12 protein-coding genes and 2 tRNA genes are annotated in these 14,670 nt (G+C 72.9%); 8 read left to right on the top strand and 6 right to left on the bottom strand.

The annotated features are described in order from the left end of the window. Window positions 1-45: 45 nt before the first annotated feature. Window positions 46-522: a TIGR02611 family protein gene (locus OG429_RS08920; protein WP_328924764.1), complete on the top strand. Its 477-nt coding sequence runs from the start codon at window positions 46-48 to the stop codon at window positions 520-522. A 57-nt stretch (window positions 523-579) separates the two neighbouring features. Next, window positions 580-651 (top strand) — tRNA-Val (locus OG429_RS08915). Between the two features lie 75 nt (window positions 652-726). On the opposite strand, the gene OG429_RS08910 is transcribed toward OG429_RS08915, so the two are convergent. Next, on the bottom strand, window positions 727-3,078 hold the full coding sequence (locus tag OG429_RS08910) for an SCO7613 C-terminal domain-containing membrane protein (protein ID WP_328924763.1): 2,352 nt from the start codon (window positions 3,076-3,078) through the stop codon (window positions 727-729). Between the two features lie 114 nt (window positions 3,079-3,192). Between OG429_RS08910 and OG429_RS08905 the strand changes: the two genes are divergently transcribed. Both OG429_RS08905 and OG429_RS08900 read left to right on the top strand, forming a co-directional pair. Beyond that, window positions 3,193-3,681: an SRPBCC family protein gene (locus tag OG429_RS08905; protein ID WP_328924762.1), complete on the top strand. Its 489-nt coding sequence runs from the start codon at window positions 3,193-3,195 to the stop codon at window positions 3,679-3,681. A gap of 38 nt (window positions 3,682-3,719) precedes the next feature. Continuing rightward, a tRNA-Val gene (locus OG429_RS08900) sits at window positions 3,720-3,791 on the top strand. 57 nt (window positions 3,792-3,848) lie between these two features. Here OG429_RS08900 and OG429_RS08895 read toward each other — a convergent pair. Continuing rightward, window positions 3,849-4,574: a 3'-5' exonuclease gene (locus OG429_RS08895; protein ID WP_328924761.1), complete on the bottom strand. Its 726-nt coding sequence runs from the start codon at window positions 4,572-4,574 to the stop codon at window positions 3,849-3,851. 223 nt (window positions 4,575-4,797) lie between these two features. Here OG429_RS08895 and OG429_RS08890 point away from each other — a divergent pair, with 223 nt between their 5' ends. Further along, window positions 4,798-5,400 carry a DUF4365 domain-containing protein gene (locus OG429_RS08890; RefSeq protein ID WP_328924760.1) on the top strand — a complete coding sequence of 201 codons (603 nt, stop codon included), beginning with the start codon at window positions 4,798-4,800 and terminating at the stop codon, window positions 5,398-5,400. Next, the gene (locus OG429_RS08885) at window positions 5,400-6,620 is read left to right on the top strand and encodes a hypothetical protein (protein ID WP_328924759.1); all 1,221 of its coding nucleotides are present in this window, start codon (window positions 5,400-5,402) and stop codon (window positions 6,618-6,620) included. Before OG429_RS08890 ends, OG429_RS08885 begins: the two co-directional genes overlap by 1 nt. Here the strand turns inward: OG429_RS08885 and OG429_RS08880 are convergent. Further along, a complete protein-coding gene (locus OG429_RS08880) occupies window positions 6,514-7,074 on the bottom strand; it encodes a GNAT family N-acetyltransferase (RefSeq protein ID WP_328924758.1) in 561 nt (186 codons plus the stop codon). The genes OG429_RS08885 and OG429_RS08880 overlap by 107 nt on opposite strands. A gap of 299 nt (window positions 7,075-7,373) precedes the next feature. Between OG429_RS08880 and thrS the strand changes: the two genes are divergently transcribed. Together thrS and OG429_RS08870 are read left to right on the top strand one after the other, a co-directional pair. Continuing rightward, the gene (gene thrS, locus OG429_RS08875) at window positions 7,374-9,350 is read left to right on the top strand and encodes a threonine--tRNA ligase (protein WP_328924757.1); all 1,977 of its coding nucleotides are present in this window, start codon (window positions 7,374-7,376) and stop codon (window positions 9,348-9,350) included. 71 nt (window positions 9,351-9,421) lie between these two features. Further along, window positions 9,422-9,982: an HIT family protein gene (locus tag OG429_RS08870; RefSeq protein ID WP_328924756.1), complete on the top strand. Its 561-nt coding sequence runs from the start codon at window positions 9,422-9,424 to the stop codon at window positions 9,980-9,982. Here OG429_RS08870 and OG429_RS08865 read toward each other — a convergent pair whose 3' ends face one another. The 3 genes from OG429_RS08865 to OG429_RS08855 all read right to left on the bottom strand — a co-directional run bounded on the left by OG429_RS08865 (window position 9,983) and on the right by OG429_RS08855 (window position 14,446). Then, window positions 9,983-10,384 carry a J-domain-containing protein gene (locus OG429_RS08865; protein WP_328924755.1) on the bottom strand — a complete coding sequence of 134 codons (402 nt, stop codon included), beginning with the start codon at window positions 10,382-10,384 and terminating at the stop codon, window positions 9,983-9,985. It lies immediately after the preceding gene. 56 nt (window positions 10,385-10,440) lie between these two features. Further along, the gene (locus OG429_RS08860; protein ID WP_328924754.1) at window positions 10,441-12,108 is read right to left on the bottom strand and encodes a hypothetical protein; all 1,668 of its coding nucleotides are present in this window, start codon (window positions 12,106-12,108) and stop codon (window positions 10,441-10,443) included. A gap of 142 nt (window positions 12,109-12,250) precedes the next feature. Then, window positions 12,251-14,446, bottom strand: a complete 2,196-nt coding sequence (locus tag OG429_RS08855) for an elongation factor G-like protein EF-G2 (protein WP_328924753.1) — start codon at window positions 14,444-14,446, stop codon at window positions 12,251-12,253. Window positions 14,447-14,670: the final 224 nt, after the last annotated feature.

Below are 14,670 nucleotides of genomic sequence, written 5' to 3'. Positions count from 1 at the left end.
AAAGCACCATTCACGTGTGCTTCCGGCTCCGGTAGATTCGTCCCCATGAATACGGGGAGTAACCGCGAGACCGATGGGTCCGCAGCCGACGCGACCGCAGCCGACACTTCGGCCTCCGACGCGTCCGGCAAGGAAGCCACGCCGGAAGCGCCGCACGTGTCGAAGGCGCCCGCCTTCATCAAGGCCCGCCGGAGCCTGCACCTGAGCTGGCAGGTCGGCGTCTTCGTCGTCGGCCTCGCCGTCATCGCGGCGGGCGTCGCCATGCTCGTCCTGCCCGGACCGGGCTGGGTGGCGATCTTCGCGGGCCTGGCGATCTGGGCCACCGAGTTCGCCTGGGCCCACCTCGTGCTGCGCTGGACCAAGCGCAAGGTCACCGAAGCGGCACAGAAGGCGCTCGACCCGAAGGTCCGCCGCCGCAACATCATCCTGACGAGCGCGGGCCTCGTGATCGCGGCCGCGCTGATCGGCTTCTACCTGTGGAAGTACGGGCTCGTCCTGCCCTGGAACCTCAAGGACCAGTGACGGACCGATGGTGGTCATGGAGCACCGCTGACATGCGGTAATGTTTGCGGTGCGTCCGGGCGATTAGCTCAGTGGGAGAGCACTTCGTTCACACCGAAGGGGTCACTGGTTCGAACCCAGTATCGCCCACCCGGACCAGAGGCCCGGAGACTTTCACAGTCTCCGGGCCTCTGGCGTTTCCCGGCCCCGGGACGTCCGGGCGGCTCATCCGAGCCGCCCGATGGCGTCCCGCAGACGGCGGGCGTCGCGCAGCCGCTTCTCGTACGTGGCCCCCACCGCCAGCAGCAGCAGGCCCGCCAGGGCCGGCGGCACCCAGCGCGGGAGCGCCCCCGCGACCTGCACCACGTACGGGGCGAGCTCGTGCAGCGCCACCGCCGCGAGCACGGCGCCGCCCAGCAGGAGCGGGGCCTGGAGCCTGTGGCGGGCGCCCACCAGGGTCACCGCCAGTGCGGCCAGGCCCAGCAGCAGCGGCCGCAGCCACTGCGCCTCCCCGGCCGGAGAGGCCCCCAGGGTGGCCAGCAGGCTCGGCAGCAGGGTCGCGGCCAGCCCGGGGCCGTACGCCGTCCAGGAGGACGCACACGGGTCCGTACGGCGCCGCAGGAGGCCCACCACGAGGGCGGGCACCGTCACCGGCAGTGTGTACGCCTCCTGAACCACGACCCCGGAGTCGGCCAGCCGGACCCAGGTCGCCGCGACGAACAGCGCCCCCGCCGCCCAGCCGGCCGGAACGCGCCGGTCCGCCCGTACCGCGGCCCCCGCGCAGATCACCCCGGCCAGCGCCAGGACCAGCGCCAGCGTCCCGGCCCGGCCGGCCGCCGTGGCCACCGCCGCGGCGCCGGCCACGGCCGCAGCGATCTCCGACGGCACCCGCACGGAGCCCAGCCGCGGCCCGACCGCGGCCACCACCGCGGGCACCACGAGCACCGGGAGCGCCCACCAGGCCACGGCCAGGTCCGTCACCGCGGCCGCCGCCGCCAGCAGCCCCGTGGCGTACGCGACCGCGCACACCGTCGCCCCCGAGCGGACCGGGCGCGGAGCGGGCCCGTACGCCGCCCCCGCCGCACAGCCCGCGGCCAGCAGCCCCCACACCGCGAAGGTCGCCGCCCGGCCGTCCAGCGCGGCCACGGACACGATCACGCCGCCGGCCGACGCGCACGCGGCGGCCGCGATCCCGGCCCCGCGCCCCCGTGAGCGCAGGGCGAGGACGCCCGCGGCGCCCGTCACCGCCGTCTGCGCGGCGAACACCGCCGCGACCGGGAGGCCGAGCAGCTCAGGGGCCGTGAACAAGCCGGCCCAGGCCGAGGCCACCGCCGCCACCGCCGGCTCCGGCCGGGACAGCGTCCGGGACAGCCACCAGGCCGCGCCCGCCGCGATCAGCAGCGTCACCGGGACCGCCGCCCCCGGCACGAACGGATCCCCGGCCGGGCTCGTCGCCGCCCACACCTCGTCCAGCACCCGGATCCGGGTCAGCAGCGTCGGCGCCACCGCCGACCAGCCCGCCAGCGCGGCCAGAGCGGCCACCACCGCACCGGCCCGGGCCAGCCCGCGCCGCACCGCCGCCGGGAGCGCGTGCACCCGTACCGCCGCCAGCAGCGGGAGCGCCACCAGCAGGTGCGCCACCACCGCCCACGCCGGATCCAGCGACGGCCGCGCCACACCGCCCAGCGCCACCACCACCGCGAGGCCGCCCACGAGCGCCGCGGCCAGGGCGCGCGGCTCCCGCCACGCCGCAGCCGTACCCAGGGCCGCGCCCGCCAGCAGCAGCCCCGCCGGGGCCACGGCGTCGGCCGCGGTGGCCGCCGACCAGGAGTCCGCCGCTCCGACGAGCAGCGCCGCCGTCGCGAGCAGCGCCCCCGGGACGGCCGCCGCCCGGGCCCGCAGCGCGAGGGCCGCGTCCAGCGCGGCCGTCGCCAGCAGCGCCCAGCCGGTCTCCAGCGGTCCCCCCTGCGCGGCCAGCGCGGCCAGCGGCAGCGGGAACTGCGCCGCCAGCACCGCCGCGGGCAGCGCGATCCGCAGCTTCGGCAGGGCCAGGCCGTACCCGGCCCACACCGCCGCCAGCACCCCGGCGGCCCCGGCGGTGTACGAGGTGCCGTCCGTGCCCGGCATGCCGACCGCGTACAGCGCGTACGCGTCCAGCACGGTCAGCAGCAGTCCCACCGCCGCCACCGACTCCGCCGTCGAGCCCAGACCGCGGCGCAGCAGCGGCACGGGAGCGCCCAGCGCCGCCGCGGTCACCGCGGCCAGCACCGCCGAACGCCCGGTGATCCCGAGGGACCCCCAGCTCAGCAGCGTGAAGGCCAGCGCCGCCACGGCCAGCAGCACCGCGCCCAGGGCGAGCAGCACGTTCTGCGCGCTCGGGGCCGAGGCCTCCGTGGCGGGAGCGGGCGCGGGCCCGCGCCCGGGAGCCGCCCAGACGGCAGGACCCGTCGACGGCTGGTGCAGCAGGCGCACCAGCCAGTCCCGGCGGCCCAGCAAGTACAGCCGCCGCGCGTCCAGTTGGGCCAGTTCGCGGTCGATGAGCGCCAGCTCTTCGACCGGTGGCAGAGGCGTGTTCATAGTCCGGAGTGTGGCGGCGCTCACGTGGTCAGGACATGGGTGTGCGTACTCAGACGTGCGCTGAGTACGTGCGAAGCAGGCATGCGCACACCCCCGGCGGGCCAGACTGGATCCATGGACCGCAGCCGCTGGGACCGATGGAGCCGCTACCGCTTCCGCAGCGTGTGGGACCTCGACGCCCCGCCCGCACGCGTCTACGCCGTGCTGGAGGAGCCGGGGGAGTACCCGCACTGGTGGCCCCAGATCCGCCGGGTCGAACCGGTCGACGACCGCACCGGCACCGCGACCGTCCGCTCGGTCCTGCCGTACGCGCTGCGCGTCACCGCCTCCGAGCTCCTGCGCGACCCCGCCCGCGGGGTCCTGGAGGTGTCGCTGGCCGGTGACCTCGACGGCTGGGCGCGGTGGACCGTACGGCCGCGCCGCGGGGCCGGCGGCGCGCGGACCCGCGCGCTGTACGAGCAGGAGGTCGAGGTGCGGCTGCCGCTGATGCGGCGCCTCGCGTTGCCCGGGCGGCCGGTGTTCCGGCTCAACCACGCCCTCATGATGCGGGCCGGCCGGCGCGGTCTCGCGGCCCGGCTGGCCGCTCCGCCGGAAGCGGTTTGAACCAGCCCCAAGGCTTCTGTATTGTTCAGTCCGTTCCCGGGCGATTAGCTCAGCGGGAGAGCACTTCGTTCACACCGAAGGGGTCACTGGTTCGATCCCAGTATCGCCCACCGGGACAGGCCGGTCCGTCTTAGACGGACCGGCCTTCCGCATGCAAGGGCCCTGATTCACGCCGCCGTCGACAGGTCCGGCCGCAGCGGCCAGTGCGGATCCACCGACTCGGGCGTCCCCTGGCGCGCGAACCACGCCTGCAGCCCCCGCGCCTGTGCCGCGTGCCACACCTGCTGCAGCGTGTGCAGTTCGGCCGGGGTCAGCCGCTCCAGCCGGGCCGCGAACCTGCGCCCCACCGCCCGTACGAGCTCCAGCGACGCCTGCGCGTCCGCCGCCGCGTCGTGCGCGCCCTCCAGCTCGATCCCGTAGTGCGCGCACAGGTCCGTCAGGGTCCGGCGGCCCTTGCGGTACCGGTCCAGATGCTTGTCCAGGACCCGCGGATCCAGCACCGTCAGCGGCCGGTTGTCCAGATACCGCGCCAGCGACGACGCCCGGTGCCGGCGCAACTCCCGGTCCAGCAGCGTCAGATCGAACGGCGCGTTCATCACCACCACCGGCCGGCCGGCCAGCTGCTGTTCGCCGAGCGCCCGGGCTATCTCCTCCACCACCGGCGCCGGCCAGCGCCCGTGGCGCTGGAGGTGTTCGTCGGTGAGGCCGTGCACTTCCGTGGCACCCGGGGGCACCGGAATGCCGGGATTGACCAGCCAGCGCGTGGTGCGGGCGCGCCCGCCCGCACACTCCTGCACGATGAGCGCGGCGGACACGATCCGGTCCTGCTCGACGTCCACTCCGGTGGTCTCCGTGTCGAATGCGGCCAGCGGGCCCTCGTACCAGCGTGTCATGGCGAACTCCTCGTTCCCGGTCGGCAGATGGGGCGCACTTGGGCACCGCTGCCTCAAGAACCCGCCACCTTCGCCCGCATCGGTGATACCCGTGCTGTTTGCCGCGTACGCCGTTTGCCGGGACCCGGGTGCGGAGACAACCCTCTTGGGGGGCCGTACACATGACCGGTCGTCACCCCACCCACCACCCACGGCAGAGCCCGGAAGGCATGGGGAGCCGGCCATGGCGCTCGCGCAGCCCGAACCGGGCGGGGTGCTGGCGGGGCAGATCGATCCGCGCACCGGTACGCCGGGCGACGCGCGGACCGGACCGCTGCGCGGCACACTCGCCACCACCGCCTGCATGGAGACCCTTCAGGTGGGATACCTGCACGCCGTCGCCGCCGCGGCCGGCTGCTCGCTCTCCCAGCCCTTTCCGGACAACGGCATCGACTGGCACGTCAGCCACGGAGCCCCCGAGCACGTCGTCGACGACGAGGTCACCATCAAGGTGCAGTTGAAGGCGACCTACCAGATACCGCCGCGGCCGGCCGGGCCCACCTTCGCCTTCACCCTCGACAACGAGCACCTGGTGAAGCTGGCCCGCACCCCGGTCGCCGTCCACAAGATCCTCGTCGTGATGCTCGTCCCGCGGGAGCGCGACCAGTGGCTCGCCGCCGGGCACGACCGGCTCGACCTGCGGCACTGCTGCTACTGGACCAACCTCGCCGGACACCCCGTGACCGGCCGGCGCCGGACGACCGTACGGATCCCGACCACGCGGATCTTCGACGACCGGGCGCTGTGCGAGATCATGACCCGGGTCGGGTCGGGAGGGACACCCTGATGAACTGGCACTCGTCGCACCTCGAACCGCTGTCGTCCCCGGAGTTCGCCCCGGGAGCGCCCGACCCCGCTCACGTCGATCCGGCGGTGCTCGGCGCGCTGCTGCACCGGCACGGCTGGCTGCGGCGCGGCGGGGCCGTCGGCCGGTACGGGCGCTGGACCCCGCCCGCCGGACACTCATCGGTCAGCGGCGGGACGAGCCTGCTCGTCCCCGAGAGCCGCGCCTTCCCCGACTGCTCCGACCTGCTGGAGGAGGCGCTGACCGCGCTCGCGCGCAGCGCCGTGCCGTCGGCGCGGGAGGTGCTGTACGGGCTCAGCGTGCCGAGCGACGAGATCCGCTGGGAGCGGGAGTTCCCCGAGGGGGCGTACGGGATACAGGGCGAGGCCGACTGGACGGTCCAGGAACGGCTGCGCTCGGCCGCCCGGCAGCTCCTGCTGGCCGGGGCGCTCGCCGCGCGCGCGAGGGCCGGGTACTACGGGGCCCGGCACCGGGCGCAGGCCGAACGGGCACTGGACGGGATCCTGGTGGGGCCCGCCCCCGGCGGGCGGCGGCTGACCGCGTACGTCCCCGTGGACGGGGGCCGGGGCACCGTGACGCAGCTGCACCACGCGCTGCACGCCGCCCGCGAGGCGGTGGACTACCGGCGGGCCACGGGCGGCATGGAGGCCTTCGACGCCGCGGTGCAGGCCGGTGTCAGCCGGGAGCTGGCCGACGCGCTGATCGCGCTGGTCCGGGGTTCGGAGGGGGCGCGGATCGCCCTGGCCTGGGCGCCGGCGGCGGGGGTCCCGGCGGGGTGCGCGGCCCGGCCGGAGCCGGTGGAGTTCTCGCCCGGCGACCTGCCGGTGCTCCGCGAGGCGGCGGCGCGCTACACACGGGACGAGCCGGCGGTGCCGGTGCGGATCGCGGGGGCGGTGGTGCGGATGCGGCGTTCCGCGGCGGGGGGCGGGGGCACGGTCCGGGTACGGGTCCTCGCCGGGGCGGAGATCCCGTACGTCCGGGTCGTCCTCGACGAGGAGGCGTACCGGGTGGCGGGCCACGCGCACCTGGTCGGCCTGCCGGTCCGGGTCAGCGGGCGGCTGCAGCGGCGCGGCGGCTTCCGGCGGCTCACCGACGTCACGGACGTGACGCCGGTCCCGCTGGACGAGGTCGAGCGGGACCGCCTGATGAAGTCGCTCGACGACCCCTTCGACCCTCAGGACGTGCTGCCGTCGGACGACTGAAGGAGGCCATGGTCAGGCCCGGGGCGGGGGAGAAGTCCGCGCCCCGGCTGAAGCCGAGGCCCTCGTAGAGGCGGACGGCGGGGGCGTTGGCGGCGCCCGTGGTGACGTGGACCGGGCGGCCGGGGAACAGCTCGGCCAGGGCGTGGCGCAGCAGCAGGGAGGCGACGCCGCGGCGGAAGAAGGCCGGGGCCACGCAGAGCCGGTCGATGCAGACGCCGCCGTCGGGCCCTTCCTCCCAGGCGAGGAAGCCGGCCAGCTCCCTGCCCCCGGAGACGGCCCCGACCCAGCGCAGTGCCTGCGCGCGCATCTCGGGGAGACTCTCGCGCAGGGCGGGGATCCCGTCGAAGCCGATGATCTCCGCCTCGACGGCGTACGCGGCCCGGCCGATCCGGTGCACGGCGTCGGCGGTGGCGTCGTCGGTCAGGTCCAGCGGTCGGATCTGCGGACTCGGCATACGGTCCCTCCGGGGGCAGGGGCGGAGTCTCGGGGCTGCGCCCGCGCGAGCCGGAGCCTAGCCGGTGCCGTCAGGCCCGCTTCGAGTGTGCCCGAGCGGCCCCACCCCACGGCCGGCTTCGCCTGCCACGGGGTCCTGGGCGCGGCCCGGGCCCGCGAACCCGGGGGCGGGGCGGGGCGGGGGAGTAACCGTTTAGCGGCGCAGCCACTCGGCTCGGTACGATTCAGGCGCGCAGCGTTCGCTCGCGCATCCCGCCCCCAGCTACCGCTGGGAGGTGCCCCCAGAGTCAGGAGAGACCGGTGTCAGACGTCCGTGTGATCATCCAACGCGATTCCGAGCGGGACGAGCGCGTGGTGGCCACGGGCACTACGGCGGCCGAGCTCTTCGCCGGCGAGCGCACCGTCGTCGCCGCGCGCGTCGCGGGTGACCTGAAGGACCTCAGCTACGAGGTGCAGGACGGCGAGACCGTCGAGCCGGTGGAGATCTCCTCCGAGGACGGCCTGAACATCCTGCGCCACTCGACCGCGCACGTCATGGCGCAGGCCGTGCAGGAGCTCTTCCCCGAGGCCAAGCTGGGCATCGGCCCGCCGGTCCAGAACGGCTTCTACTACGACTTCGACGTCGCGAAGCCCTTCACCCCCGATGACCTCAAGGCCATCGAGAAGAAGATGCAGGAGATCCAGAAGCGCGGGCAGAAGTTCGCCCGCCGCGTGGTCACCGACGAGGCGGCCCGCGAGGAGCTCGCCGACGAGCCGTACAAGCTGGAGCTCATCGGCATCAAGGGTGCCGCGTCCACCGACGACGGCGCGAACGTCGAGGTGGGCGGCGGCGAGCTGACCATCTACGACAACCTCGACGCGAAGACCGGCGAGCTGTGCTGGAAGGACCTCTGCCGCGGTCCCCACCTGCCCACCACCCGCAACATCCCGGCCTTCAAGCTCATGCGCAACGCCGCCGCCTACTGGCGCGGCAGCGAGAAGAACCCGATGCTCCAGCGCATCTACGGCACCGCGTGGCCGTCGAAGGACGAGCTGAAGGCGCACCTCGACTTCCTCGCCGAGGCCGAGAAGCGCGACCACCGCAAGCTCGGCAACGAGCTGGACCTCTTCTCCATCCCGGACGAGATCGGCTCCGGCCTCGCCGTCTTCCACCCGCGCGGCGGCATCATCCGCCGCACCATGGAGGACTACTCGCGCCGCCGGCACGAGGAGGAGGGCTACGAGTTCGTCTACTCCCCGCACGCCACCAAGGGCGCCCTCTTCGAGAAGAGCGGCCACCTGGACTGGTACGCGGAGGGCATGTACCCCCCCATGCAGCTCGACGGTGGTACCGACTACTACCTCAAGCCCATGAACTGCCCGATGCACAACCTGATCTTCGACGCGCGCGGCCGCTCCTACCGCGAACTGCCGCTGCGCCTGTTCGAGTTCGGCACCGTGTACCGGTACGAGAAGTCGGGCGTCGTGCACGGCTTGACCCGTGCCCGCGGCTTCACCCAGGACGACGCGCACATCTACTGCACCCGTGAGCAGATGGCGGAGGAGCTCGACCGCACGCTCACCTTCGTGCTGAACCTGCTGCGCGACTACGGTCTGACCGACTTCTACCTGGAGCTGTCCACCAAGGACCCGGAGAAGTTCGTCGGCTCGGACGAGGTCTGGGAGGAGGCCACCGCGGTCCTCCAGCAGGTCGCCGAGAAGCAGGGCCTCCCGCTGACCCCCGACCCGGGCGGCGCGGCCTTCTACGGCCCCAAGATCTCCGTGCAGGCGCGGGACGCCATCGGCCGTACCTGGCAGATGTCGACCGTCCAGCTGGACTTCAACCTGCCGGAGCGGTTCAACCTGGAGTACACGGCCCCGGACGGCTCGCGCCAGCGCCCGGTCATGATCCACCGCGCGCTGTTCGGCTCGATCGAGCGGTTCTTCGCCGTGCTGCTGGAGCACTACGCGGGCGCCATGCCGCCGTGGCTGGCCCCGGTCCAGGCGGTCGGCATCCCGATCGGCGACGGGCACGTCGAGTACCTGCAGGAGTTCGCCGCCGAGGCGAAGAAGATGGGCCTGCGGGTCGAGGTGGACGCCTCTTCCGACCGCATGCAGAAGAAGATCCGCAACCACCAGAAGCTCAAGGTTCCGTTCATGATCATCGTTGGTGACGAGGACATGGCCGCGGGCACGGTCTCCTTCCGCTACCGCGACGGTTCGCAGGAGAACGGCATCGCGAAGGACGAGGCGCTGGCCAAGCTGGCCAAGGTCGTCGCGGACCGCGTCCAGGTCTGACGCGCCGCTGGAAGGCCCCTGGGAAGTGATCACTTTCCGGGGGCCTTCCTCGTACCCGAAGGCAAGGTCATATGCTTGCCGCCATGACGACTGAGCCGGAGCAGCAGATCGGTGTGGGCACGCAGGACGCGTTCCAGCGTCTGTGGACGCCCCACCGGATGGCCTACATCCAGGGGGAGAACAAGCCGAGCGGCCCGGAGGCCGGCGACGGCTGTCCCTTCTGCGGGATTCCGGACATGTCCGACCAGGACGGGCTGGTCGTGGCCCGCGGCAAGCACGTCTACGCCGTGCTGAACCTCTACCCGTACAACGGCGGCCACCTGATGGTCGTCCCGTACCGGCACGTGGCCGACTACACCGAGCTCGACGGTCCGGAGACGGCCGAGCTCGCCGATCTCACGAAGCGGGCGATGATCGCGCTGCGCAAGGCGTCCGGGGCGCACGGTTTCAACATCGGCATGAACCAGGGCGCGGCCGCCGGGGCCGGCATCGCCGCGCACCTGCACCAGCACATCGTGCCCCGCTGGGGCGGGGACACGAACTTCATGCCGGTCGTCGGCCACACCAAGGTGCTGCCCCAACTCCTCGCGGACACCCGCCAGATGCTCGCGGACGCCTGGCCCACCGACTGATCAGGACGGGCGGGTCTCCCGCCACGTCCGCAGGACGTCCTCGACGTCGAACTCGGTGAGGCCGAGCGGCGGGCCAGGCGGCGGCATGCGCAGTGCCGCGCGGATCTTCTCGTTGATCTCCGTGAGGACGGCCCGCACCTGGCGCTCGGACGGGGCCGCGCGGACCGCCTCCAGCGCGTCCTCGGCCTCCTTGCGCAGCGCGAGCGCGGGGGGCAGGGCGGAGAAGCCCTCGCGGTGCATCTTCTGCTTGATCCACCACATCTCGTCGTACGGCGCGTCGAGCGAGGCCAGGGGTTTGCCCCAGCCCGGCAGGTTCTCGAAGTCGCCGCGGTCGGCCGCCTCTCTGATCTGCCGGTCCACCCAGGACTCGATGTCCACACCAGGCGGTTTGCGCTCGGTCATCGTCCCTCCTCGGCCCTCGCGGGTCACCTCGGTCACTCGAGCCTACCCACGCGTCCCTACGCGTCGTACACGTCCGCCTTGCGCGGCGCCGGCTCCTGGATCAGGCCGCTCATGATCGAGGAACGGTTCGTGAAGCGGTCGGTGTCGACGCCGTTGTCCTCCAGCACCTTGAAGGTGGCGGCGTGCACCGCGCGCAGGACCGGTGCCACGGTGCGCAGCGCGTCGTCCGCCATGAAGCGGTGGCGCCACATCGAGCCGGCCCACACGTGCCGCAGGCCGAAGGGCTCGGGCAGGACCAGCTTGCCGCCGAAGAAGTCGAGGATCGGCGGGAACCAGCTCAGCGGGGCCCGTACGGCGAGGCGTACGACCTCCTGGGCGTCCACCAGCGGCAGCGGGCGCTCCACGGTCTCCCAGAACCGGATGCTCTTGGGCACCTCCACCACCGGGGCCGCGGATTTCGTCGTGAACAGGCCGTGCACGGGCCCCAGGGCGTGCGCGGTGACGTCCACGCGCAGCGTCTTGTAGAGCACGGTGACGGTGACCAGCATGTTGATCACGAGCTGGCCGTCCCAGAGCGGGTACTGGATGCCCAGGTAGTGCCGGTTGCCCGCGCTGAACTGCTGCTCGTTGCAGATCCGGGTGATCTCGTGCGGCTTGATCAGGAAGTTGTCGGTGTTCTCGCCGGTGGGGCGGGCCACCTCGGCGGCGCCCTCGCCGATCGGGGTGACGATCCAGTGCTGGATGGCGGCCGCCGGGAAGCCGCCGGTGTGCAGGGGGCCGCGTTCCAGCTTGCGCAGCTGGGTGTCGATCGCGCGGACGACGTCCCAGCTGCGGAAGGGGTGGATCTCGGCGCCCTCGGTCTTGGGGGCGAGCTCTTCGGCCATCTGCCAGCTGCCCCACCGGGTACCCATGCCGAGCAGGCCCTTGGGGCCCGCGTAGAAGACGTGGTTGCTGCGGTCCTCCGCGGTCAGCTTGGCGAGCTGGTGGCGCAGGTCCTCGCGGGCCTTCTCGTCCGGGTTTCCGGGTACCGCCTCCGGGATCTTGGCACCGATCCCGTCACCGGCCAGCAGCCCGTCCCAGCGGGCGCGCAGGTCGGCGGCGGTGCTCTCGCAGATCCGGCGGGCGAGCAGCCAGCCCAGGGCCGGAGCGATGATCATGCCGCGGAGGTAGAGGCCGAGGAAGCCGGTGAAGGGCAGCTTGAACATCAGGACGGCGACCACGAGGGCGATGCCGACCAGGATCGCGGTGCCGAGCCACGACGCGTGCTTCTTGTCCCCGGAGGCCAGGCTCTTGCGGAGCTGGAACAGGCCCAGCCACAGCAGCAGGCCGGGGAGGAACACCACACCGCAGACGAGCATGATCAGGCGGAGCTTGCCGTCGCGCTCCTTGCGTATGCGGGAGGCCGCCAGGCAGTGCTCCACGACGGTCTGCGGGTCGGCGCCGAAGGACTGGATGAGCGGCTTGCGGCCGGAGCCGAGGGTGCGGGCCTCGACGGCGCGGCAGAAGGCCTCGCCGAGGTTGGGCTCGAAGAGGGAGATCTTCGGGGGCTTGACCGTGGCGGGGTGGTTCTCGCTGTTGGCGTCGAGTATTTTCGCCAGCTTCGTGTCGTTCCCGCCGTCGCGGTACGCGGCCGAGGCGAGGGCGTTGGTCGCTGCCGTCTGCCCCCCGCCGCCCTGGAGCGGGATCTGTGCTCCGGGCCTGAAGTCGAATCCGTCGTCCGCCACCGCTGCCCCCATCGCTGCGCGTTCGTGCTCTTTTGTTGCGCCGACGAGCCTATCGACGCATCTCGCCCCATGGTCATGGGACAGGGAAATGCCGCCCACCGCAAGCTGGTCGGGTGGGCGGCGTCTCCCGACGCTATGTCAATTACATTCCTTTCTCGGCCTGTTCGCGCACCTTGTCCGCGATCTGGGGCGGCATGGGCTCGTGGCGGGCGTACGCCCGGGCGAAGCGGCCCGTGCCGTGCGAGACGGAGCGCAGCTCGATGGCGTAGCGGCCGATCTCGATCTCGGGGATCTCGGCGCGGATCCGGGTGCGCCCGCCGCCCGCCTGTTCGGTGCCGACGACGCGGCCACGGCGGCCGGCGAGGTCGCTCATGACCGGGCCGACGTACTCGTCCGGGACGACGACGGCGAGCTCCGCCACCGGTTCGAGGAGTTCGATGCGGGCCTCGGCGGCGGCCCCGCGCAGGGCCAGCGCGCCCGCGGTCTGGAAGGCGGCGTCGGAGGAGTCCACCGAGTGCGCCTTGCCGTCGAGGAGGGTGACGCGCACGTCGACCAGGGGATAGCCGGCCGAGACCCCGCGCGCGGCCTGGGTGCGTACGCCCTTCTCCACGGACGGGATGAACTGGCGGGGTACGGCGCCGCCGACGACCTTGTCGACGAACTCGATGCCGCTGCCGGGCGGGAGCGGCTCGACCTCGATCTCGCAGATCGCGAACTGGCCGTGGCCGCCCGACTGTTTGACGTGCCGGCCGCGCCCCGCCGCCTTGGCGCCGAAGGTCTCGCGCAGGCTCACCTTGTGGGGCACGGCGTCGACCTGGACGCCGTAGCGGTTGCGCAGCCGCTCCAGCGCGACGTCCTGGTGGGCCTCGCCGAGGCACCACAGGACGACCTGGTGGGTGTGCGGGTTCTGCTCCAACCGCATGGTGGGGTCCTCGGCGACGAGGCGGGCCAGGCCGTGCGAGAGCTTGTCCTCGTCGGCCTTGCTGTGGGCCTCGATGGCGAGGGGCAGGAGGGGGTCCGGCATGGCCCAGGGCTCCATGAGGAGCGGATCGTCCTTGGCGGAGAGGGTGTCGCCGGTCTCGGCGCGGGTGAGTTTGGCCACGCAGGCGAGGTCACCGGCGATGCCCCGGTCCAGGATGCGCTGCTGTTTGCCGAAGGGCGAGGTCAGCGTGCCGATCCGTTCGTCGACGTCGTGGTCCTCGTGGCCCCGGTCGGTGAGGCCGTGCCCGCTGACGTGGACGGTCTGCTCGGGGCGCAGGGTGCCGGAGAAGACGCGGATGAGCGAGACGCGGCCGACGTAGGGGTCGGAGGAGGTCTTGACGACCTCGGCGAGCAGGGGGCCGTCGGGATCGCAGGAGACGGCGGGGCGGCCGGAGCCGTCGGGGGTGGTGACGGTGACGGGGCCGCGCTCCAGGGGAGTGGGGAAGCCGCCGGTGATCAGTTCGAGCAGTTCGACGGTGCCGAGGCCCTGCCTGGCACCGTCGGTGGCCGGGGCGGCCATCAGGACGGGGTGGAAGGTGCCGCGGGCGACCGCCCGCTCCAGGTCGTCGACCAGGGTCTTGATGTCGATGTCCTCGCCGCCGAGGTAGCGGTCCATGAGGCCCTCGTCCTCGCTCTCGGCGATGATCCCCTCGATGAGGCGGGACCGGGCGCCGGAGATGAGGTCGACCTCGGCGGGATCCGGATCGCGTTCCGCGCGCTCGCCGGAGGCGTAGTCGTAGACGCGCTGGGAGAGCAGACCGAGGAGGCCGGTGACCGGGGAGTGCCCGTCGGGGCCCGCGGGGCCGTGCAGGGGGAGGTAGAGCGGGATGACGGCGTCGGGGTCGTCGGCCCCGAAGATCTGTCCGCAGACGTCGGTCATCTGGGCGTAGTCGGCGCGGGCGGCCTCCAGGTGCGTGACGACGATGGCGCGGGGCATGCCGACGGCCTCGCACTCGTCCCAGACCATGCGGGTGGCTCCGTCGATCCCGTCCGAGGCCGAGACGACGAAAAGGGCCGCGTCCGCGGCGCGCAGACCGGCCCTGAGTTCTCCGACGAAGTCGGCGTATCCGGGGGTGTCCAGGATGTTGATCTTGATTCCGCCCCATTCGACGGGGACGAGGGACAGCTGGACGGAGCGTTGTCGGCGGTGCTCGATCTCGTCGTAGTCGGAGACGGTGGCGCCGTCCTCGACCCGGCCGGCCCGGTTGACCGCTCCTGCGGTCAGGGCGAGGGCTTCGACCAGCGTGGTCTTGCCGGATCCGCTGTGGCCGACCAGCACGACGTTCCGTACGGAAGAGGGGCGGTCGGCCGTCAGTGCCCTGCCGGCGGCTCCGGCTTGGTGTGATGTGGCTCCCATGATGCTCGTGCCTCCCGGTGGTACGGAGGAAGAAACGGGGCTCTTCGAGCTTTGCACTGCTGTCACACCGCGTCCATACGTCGTACCCGGGGGGTACAGGCGGAGGTCCGTGACGTGACGTACGTCTTAGGTGACCCGAACCGGTGGGTGCGCGGCGTCCGGGGGGCGGCGTGCTGGCTACGATGGGCCAGCCGGTGGCCGTGGTGGCCGTGCGGCCCAGCGAC

The sequence above is a fragment of the Streptomyces sp. NBC_00190 genome (assembly GCF_036203305.1).
Lineage (GTDB): Bacteria > Actinomycetota > Actinomycetes > Streptomycetales > Streptomycetaceae > Streptomyces.
Note: the sequence above shows the minus strand (reverse complement) of the source record. Positions and strands in the feature narration are given on the sequence as shown.

Coding starts and splice junctions, on each gene's coding strand:
- OG429_RS08920 (WP_328924764.1), top strand. CDS start 46: ATGAATACGGGGAGTAACCGCGAGACCGATGGGTCCGCAGCCGACGCG.
- OG429_RS08910 (WP_328924763.1), bottom strand. CDS start 3,078: ATGAACACGCCTCTGCCACCGGTCGAAGAGCTGGCGCTCATCGACCGC.
- OG429_RS08905 (WP_328924762.1), top strand. CDS start 3,193: ATGGACCGCAGCCGCTGGGACCGATGGAGCCGCTACCGCTTCCGCAGC.
- OG429_RS08895 (WP_328924761.1), bottom strand. CDS start 4,574: ATGACACGCTGGTACGAGGGCCCGCTGGCCGCATTCGACACGGAGACC.
- OG429_RS08890 (WP_328924760.1), top strand. CDS start 4,798: ATGGCGCTCGCGCAGCCCGAACCGGGCGGGGTGCTGGCGGGGCAGATC.
- OG429_RS08885 (WP_328924759.1), top strand. CDS start 5,400: ATGAACTGGCACTCGTCGCACCTCGAACCGCTGTCGTCCCCGGAGTTC.
- OG429_RS08880 (WP_328924758.1), bottom strand. CDS start 7,074: ATGCCGAGTCCGCAGATCCGACCGCTGGACCTGACCGACGACGCCACC.
- OG429_RS08870 (WP_328924756.1), top strand. CDS start 9,422: ATGCTTGCCGCCATGACGACTGAGCCGGAGCAGCAGATCGGTGTGGGC.
- OG429_RS08865 (WP_328924755.1), bottom strand. CDS start 10,384: ATGACCGAGCGCAAACCGCCTGGTGTGGACATCGAGTCCTGGGTGGAC.
- OG429_RS08855 (WP_328924753.1), bottom strand. CDS start 14,446: ATGGGAGCCACATCACACCAAGCCGGAGCCGCCGGCAGGGCACTGACG.